This is a genomic window from uncultured Mycobacterium sp. (assembly GCF_964249325.1).
Classification (GTDB): domain Bacteria; phylum Actinomycetota; class Actinomycetes; order Mycobacteriales; family Mycobacteriaceae; genus Mycobacterium.
The window spans coordinates 1-4,701 of record NZ_CAXUCH010000041.1; the positions used below are offsets into that span (position 1 = coordinate 1).

General features: G+C 66.2%; 8 protein-coding genes and 1 pseudogene. 4 read left to right on the forward strand and 5 right to left on the reverse strand.

Annotated elements, in window-relative coordinates:
- The 3 genes from ACFE99_RS07780 to ACFE99_RS07790 form a co-directional block, all read right to left on the reverse strand.
- The coding region (locus ACFE99_RS07780; protein ID WP_375484013.1) for a UvrD-helicase domain-containing protein at window positions 1–458 on the reverse strand (458 nt) is incomplete at its 3' end.
- A 67-nt stretch (window positions 459–525) separates the two neighbouring features.
- Complete coding sequence (locus tag ACFE99_RS07785; RefSeq protein ID WP_375484015.1) at window positions 526–840, reverse strand: J domain-containing protein; 315 nt, start codon at window positions 838–840, stop codon at window positions 526–528.
- Between the two features lie 335 nt (window positions 841–1,175).
- Complete coding sequence (locus ACFE99_RS07790) at window positions 1,176–1,598, reverse strand: Hsp20/alpha crystallin family protein (protein WP_375484017.1); 423 nt, start codon at window positions 1,596–1,598, stop codon at window positions 1,176–1,178.
- Window positions 1,599–1,712: 114 nt separating this feature from the next.
- Between ACFE99_RS07790 and ACFE99_RS07795 the strand changes: the two genes are divergently transcribed.
- Together ACFE99_RS07795 and ACFE99_RS07800 are read left to right on the forward strand one after the other, a co-directional pair.
- Complete coding sequence (locus ACFE99_RS07795; RefSeq protein ID WP_375484060.1) at window positions 1,713–2,108, forward strand: MerR family transcriptional regulator; 396 nt, start codon at window positions 1,713–1,715, stop codon at window positions 2,106–2,108.
- Window positions 2,077–2,286 (forward strand): hypothetical protein, encoded by a 210-nt coding sequence (locus tag ACFE99_RS07800; RefSeq protein ID WP_375484019.1) that lies wholly within the window; start codon window positions 2,077–2,079, stop codon window positions 2,284–2,286. Before ACFE99_RS07795 ends, ACFE99_RS07800 begins: the two co-directional genes overlap by 32 nt.
- 13 nt (window positions 2,287–2,299) lie before the next feature.
- On the opposite strand, the gene ACFE99_RS07805 is transcribed toward ACFE99_RS07800, so the two are convergent.
- Window positions 2,300–2,626, reverse strand: coding sequence for a hypothetical protein (locus ACFE99_RS07805; protein ID WP_375484021.1), 327 nt, complete (start codon window positions 2,624–2,626; stop codon window positions 2,300–2,302).
- A gap of 188 nt (window positions 2,627–2,814) precedes the next feature.
- Between ACFE99_RS07805 and ACFE99_RS07810 the strand changes: the two genes are divergently transcribed.
- Together ACFE99_RS07810 and ACFE99_RS07815 are read left to right on the forward strand one after the other, a co-directional pair.
- Entirely contained in the window at window positions 2,815–3,594 is a 780-nt protein-coding gene (locus ACFE99_RS07810; RefSeq protein ID WP_375484023.1) for an alpha/beta hydrolase, read from the forward strand.
- 2 nt (window positions 3,595–3,596) lie between these two features.
- Window positions 3,597–3,893 (forward strand): MGMT family protein, encoded by a 297-nt coding sequence (locus ACFE99_RS07815; RefSeq protein ID WP_375484025.1) that lies wholly within the window; start codon window positions 3,597–3,599, stop codon window positions 3,891–3,893.
- Here ACFE99_RS07815 and ACFE99_RS07820 read toward each other — a convergent pair.
- A pseudogene (locus ACFE99_RS07820) lies at window positions 3,890–4,603 on the reverse strand (TIGR02569 family protein); the annotation flags it as partial. The gene ACFE99_RS07815 and the pseudogene ACFE99_RS07820 overlap by 4 nt on opposite strands.
- Window positions 4,604–4,701 lie beyond the last annotated feature (98 nt).

The window sequence follows — 4,701 nt, forward strand, 5'->3', positions numbered from 1 at the left end:
GTGCCCAACGCCGGGCGTAACTGCGGCGGCCACTTGACCGTCGCGGCCGGCCCGTCGGCGATGTCACCGGCCAGCAGTTCGCGGATGATCGCGTCTTGTTCGGCGTTGGTGACCAGCCGCGGTGGTGCATCGCCGGCCCGCTGGGCGGCGAGCCGCAGCACCGCGAACGCATAGCTGTGCACGGTGCGCACTAACGGCTCGCGGGTCACTGCCGGGCACCGGCGATCACGGCGCGAGCGCAGCAACGCGCTAGTCATTGCAGCGCGTGCGCGCAGTCCGATCCGGCCCGAACCGGTAAGCAGCAGAACCGATTGCGGGTCGACCCCTGCGCTGATATGGGCTAGCGCAGCATCGACCAACAGGCTGCTCTTGCCGGTTCCCGGCCCGCCGAGCACACGCAGCCGCCCACGCAGGCCAGGATCCAACGCCACCCGAGCCTCGGCATCCCAGCGATCCATGGCGGCATGACACCACCGGGGTCTGACAAGTCAGCCCTACGCGACCAGGACTGCAGGTCAGGCGCAGTCAGCGATGCCAGCGGACCGGGCCGGCCCACAATGGCGGGCGATCGTCGGGAAAGCCGATATGGGTGACCATTACAGGAGCCGGAGGGGGCCTTTCCTCGACGGCATAGGTGCGGTCGTAGTCCGAGCGGCGGCGCGGATCACGCAACAACGCGTAGGCGGCGAGGATTTGTCGCAGCCGTTCGTCGGCAGCTGAATTCGGTTCTGCCGGGCGGACATCAGGGTGATGCGCACGCAATTCCCGCCGGTAGGCATGCGTGATCTCGTCTTGGCTGGCGCTCGGCGATACGCCAAGCACCGCGTATGGGTCCGTCATCTTGGGCCACCGCATCTTTCCACCGCGCCGACGGAGGTGCGCAGGGTGGGCGCGCCTTCGGGTGCCATCGTATGCGCGCCCACCCTGACGTCTGTGCGGTCCGCTGCGAAAGCCACGCTTAGTGGCGGTGCGCGCGCAGTCGTGCTGCGTCAGTCGCGTCTTCGGTACGTAGCAACATTCGCGGACGGCAGTGTCACTGCATGGGTTCTAACCGTCTTAACCGTCCCAAACAGTCGGGGCATCACCTCCTCGATTGTTCGCCAACCATTGCCACGAACACGCCGACCAGCGGGGGATCGCGGCCTGGCCGCGGATGTGGCGAGTGAGCCGGGGCGTCAGGCCTTGATCGCCGTGCGCTCGGCCTCGCGGTTGATCTCGATGCGGCGGGGCTTTGCCTTCTCGGCCACCGGGATAGCGAGCCGCAATACCCCGTCGTGGTAGCTAGCCTCGATTCTGTCGGTGTCGAGGTTCTCGCCAAGGAATAGTTGACGGCTGAACACCCCTCGTGGCCGCTCAGCCGACACCATCTCCCGGTTCTGGTCGAGGTCGGGTCGTTCGGCGCGGACGGTCAGCACGTTGCGTTCCACGTCGAGATCGAGTGAATCCGTATTCACGCCAGGCAAGTCGAACTCCACGATGAACTTGTCACCCTCGCGCCAGGCGTCCATCGGCATGACGGCGGGCCGGGCCGCCGTACCGAGCACCTGCTGTGTCCAGCGGTCGAGATCCCGGAACGGGTCTGTTCGCATCAACACCATATTTCACCTCCCAGCTACAGCAGATGATCTATGTCTGCTGACATAGCTTTGTGATACCACGTATGGTATGGTTGCGCAAGTAGTAATCGCGTGGATGTCGCGATGGAGGAAGGGTTGACCGAGGACTCGTTACCACGTTCCGCGCGTGGGGTGTACGGCATTTCGGTGACGTCCGAACTGTCCGGGATCGCGCCGCAGACGTTGCGGCTCTACGAGCGCCGGGGACTGCTGACGCCATCTCGTACCGACGGCGGCGTGCGCCGCTACAGCGACGACGACCTGCGGCTCCTGAAGCGGATTTCTGAATTGGTCGCTCAGGGGGTGAACCTCGCCGGCATCGCACGCATACTCGACTTGGAGAACAGGAACAGTCAACTCGAGTTCGATAACACGCAGCTACAGTCCGACAATGCCCAATTGAAAGCCGGCCGAAAGCGGGCCTCAGGCGCCACCGCAGGAAACAAGAGGAGGAGGAATCATGGCGGACGTCGAGAAGATCCTGCCGGTTGACGAAACACCTGAAGCCGACGCGATCGACCAGCACCGAACAGTCGAGATCGGCGACGAGATCCAGCTGGACACCGACTATGTCGCAGACATCGGCGACCGGGAGGCCAACGAAGCCGACGTGATCGACCAGGCCACCATCGTGCCGCTGCCAGAAGACGACCTGGAAAGTCAGGTGTAAAACTCCTATTGCGCTAGGCGTCGGCCTCGCTGGGGAAGTTGTTCATGTGCTCTGCTGCTGCCCCAACTCGGTTGTCCCCGCTGAACAGGTGACCCCAGGTCTTCAGCGCGACAGCGGCAGCCGCGTCGTCGACATCTGTGCTGAGTTGGTCCTCGGCGAGGGCGACCAACGCGTCAGCAAGACCGACCGGGTTGAGGCTGTGCTGCTTAGCCGTCTGCATGATTTCGACGAACGCCCGGTCAACCCGGTACCGGCGTAAGGCGACGAGCACACCTTCGGCGGTGTCGAGAATCCGTGCGCCGGCCCGGCGTGTCTGCGGGGGCCGACGGTATTCGTTCATCGATTCTCGCATCCTTCGCATCGGGATCGCCTGTGAATTGGCCTGCGTGGCTGACGATCGGTCATCGCATTTCGGCCATGCACGCTTGCCACATATAACCTGTGCCATTTGTCACATATTTCGTCGGGTTAAGGCGCTACCCCCCAAGGCCGGTTCACGCTTTGCGCGCAGGCTGGCACGATCGACGCGTGACCGACGATCTTCATGTGCACCAGTACGGCCCGCAGGGCCCCGCGCAAGTCTTGGCACTGCACGGGCTCACCGGGCACGGGCAGCGCTGGCAGCGGTTAGCCACTCACCACTTACCCGAGACCAGCATTGCCGCACCGGATTTGATCGGGCACGCCAGGTCGTCGTGGGCCGCACCGACCATCGATGCCAATGTCAAGTCGCTGGCAGCCTGGCTCGACGAGCAGGGCGATCACCCCGCGGTGGTGGTGGGCCATTCGTTCGGCGGTGCGGTGGCGCTGCATCTGGCCGCCACCCGCCCGGACCTGGTGGCTGCGCTGGTGCTGCTGGACCCGGCGATCGGCTTGGACGGCCAGTGGATGCGCGAGATCGCCGACGCCATGCTCGCCTCCCCCGACTACCCCGATGTCGAGGAGGCGCGTGCCGAAAAAGCGACCGGCTCATGGGCCGCCGTCGACCCAGCGCTGCTTGACGCCGAACTCGACCAGCACCTTGTGGCGCTGCCGTGCGGACGGTACGGCTGGCGAATCAGCCTTCCGGCGATGATGTCCTATTGGAGCGAGCTGGCCCGTGACATCGTCTTGCCGCCCAAGGGAACTGCGACGACGCTAATGCGCGCGACGTGGACCTCGCCGGCATACGTGGGCGAAAAGCTCATCGGGGAACTGCAGGGGCGGCTTGGGTCCGATTTCCGCCTGATCGATGTGGAGTGTGACCACATGGTGCCGCTGGCCAAGCCCGCGGAAGTTGCCGCCGTGATCCGCGAACGGCTGCCCTGACCATGGCAACGGTTACCGGCGAACAGGTGGAGCGGGTGCGGGCGTTGGTCGCCGCGATTCCCGCCGGCAGGGTCGCTACCTACGGCGATATCGCTTCTGCCGCAGAGCTTTCCAGCCCGCGCATCGTCGGTTGGATCATGCGCACCGACTCCGCAGATCTGCCATGGCACCGGGTGATCACCGCCTCCGGTCGCCCGGCGCGGCACCTGGCCACCCGGCAGCTGGAGCTACTGCGCGCCGAAGGGGTGCTCGCGGTCGACGGCAGGGTCGCGCTGGAGGAGGCCCGTCACCGCTTTTAAAGCAACAGCCGGACCAACGCCGCGGTGCGAGCCAACCCAGGGAATGCCACCGCCGTCGACCGCGGGTGCAACGCATGCACCGCCAACCGAAACATCAACGCGCGCAACAACATCTGCGGCCATTCCGGCAGCGCATCCCACCGCTCGATCAAGCCGTCGTCAGCCTCCCCCCACGACAGCGCGTCAACGACGACCACGCCCGCCGCCCACGATGCGGGCCGCCAGTACGGCGTGATGTCAGTGATGCCAGGAGCAGCAGTGCCCGCGAAAAGCACCGTCCCATAAAGATCCCCGTGCACCAATTGGCTAGGGCTCTTTGTCGGTCGGCGCAACCCCGCAAGCTGGTTGATCAGGTCGATCGAACGCTGGGTGTCGGCCGTCGGGGGGGCTATCCGCGCCGCAGGCGGCACCGAATGCAGCGGACGGTCCTCCCAGGCGGCACGGTCGGCGGCGATGAAGACATCCACCTCCGCCCACGGCGATGTCGGGCCCTGGGTCAGAAAACGTGGACGCTCCAGTTTGCTGGTCGCCTCATGCAACCGCACCGCCACCGAGACCACTTCGTCGTGGCGGGGCTCGGGCCTACCGGCGACGAACGTGTCAGCGCGCCAGCCGGAAACCACATATCGGCCATCGGTCGAACGGACCGGACGGGCCAGGCGCACCCCGTCGACGAACAGCGTCTCGCGTACCCGGGCCGACCCCCCCCCCCCCGGCGGGGGGGGCCCCCAACCCAACCCCCCCCCCCCCCCCCCCCCCCCCCCCGGCCCCCCCCCACCCCCCCGGTGCCGGGGGCCCACCCCAAACC

Bases quoted from the DNA above. Each gene is read 5' to 3' on its own strand.
- ACFE99_RS07785 (WP_375484015.1), bottom strand. From the start codon at position 840: ATGACGGACCCATACGCGGTGCTTGGCGTATCGCCGAGCGCCAGCCAA.
- ACFE99_RS07815 (WP_375484025.1), top strand. From the start codon at position 3,597: ATGGCAACGGTTACCGGCGAACAGGTGGAGCGGGTGCGGGCGTTGGTC.
- ACFE99_RS07790 (WP_375484017.1), bottom strand. From the start codon at position 1,598: ATGGTGTTGATGCGAACAGACCCGTTCCGGGATCTCGACCGCTGGACA.
- ACFE99_RS07805 (WP_375484021.1), bottom strand. From the start codon at position 2,626: ATGAACGAATACCGTCGGCCCCCGCAGACACGCCGGGCCGGCGCACGG.
- ACFE99_RS07800 (WP_375484019.1), top strand. From the start codon at position 2,077: ATGGCGGACGTCGAGAAGATCCTGCCGGTTGACGAAACACCTGAAGCC.